The sequence below is a fragment of the Enterococcus sp. LJL90 genome, assembly GCF_056924355.1.
In genome coordinates this window covers 1-674 of record NZ_JBXPBQ010000054.1, presented here as the reverse complement: position 1 = coordinate 674, position 674 = coordinate 1, and the positions used below count along the sequence as shown (strand labels likewise).

At 42.9% G+C, this 674-nt stretch carries 2 protein-coding genes; both read left to right on the top strand.

Annotation, left to right across the window (positions count from 1 at the left end; translation table 11 throughout):
* Positions 1–6: 6 nt before the first annotated feature.
* A complete protein-coding gene (locus AC1Z3S_RS20070; protein WP_461741848.1) occupies positions 7–96 on the top strand; it encodes a hypothetical protein in 90 nt (29 codons plus the stop codon).
* 84 nt (positions 97–180) lie between these two features.
* Positions 181–674, top strand: a 494-nt coding sequence (locus tag AC1Z3S_RS20065) for a sodium ion-translocating decarboxylase subunit beta (protein WP_461741847.1), incomplete at its 3' end; no start/stop codon positions are given.

The following is a 674-nucleotide window of genomic DNA, read 5'->3' as shown; positions in this document are numbered from 1 at the left end:
GAAATTGTGGCACAACATGCAGGCACCGTTATGGGTATTCATGCAGCACCTGGTGACAATGTGAATCCTGGTGATCCATTGATTACCATTGCCTAAATAAATTTGAAAAAAATTCTATTTATATAGAAATTTAAAAGTGAAGCTATGTAGAAGTGAAATTAAGTTGAGGAAGTGAAATTTGTGGAAACATTGATTGAAGGGTTTATCGGCATGGGACAAGAGCCCGGCCGGATTGTCATGATGGTGGTCGGTGCCGTCTTAATGTATTTAGGAATTAAAAAAGAATATGAGCCGACATTATTAGTTCCAATGGGATTGGGAACGATTTTAGTGAACTTCCCGAACTCTGGTGTACTGGCAGCCGGTGGCGAACCAGGGCCTTTCCAAGTCCTGTTTGACTTCGGTATCAGTACAGAATTATTCCCGTTGCTATTGTTTATTGGGATTGGCGCAATGATTGATTTCGGCCCGCTGTTACAAAATCCTTTTCTGTTATTATTCGGTGCTGCGGCCCAATTCGGAATTTTCTTCACAATTATCGTGGCTGTTTTAATCGGTTTTGATATTAACGATGCAGCGTCAATCGGGATTATCGGGGCGGCGGATGGACCAACCTCCATCTTCGTAGCCAATACGTTGAACTCGAAATATCTAGGGGCGATCATGGTTGCCGC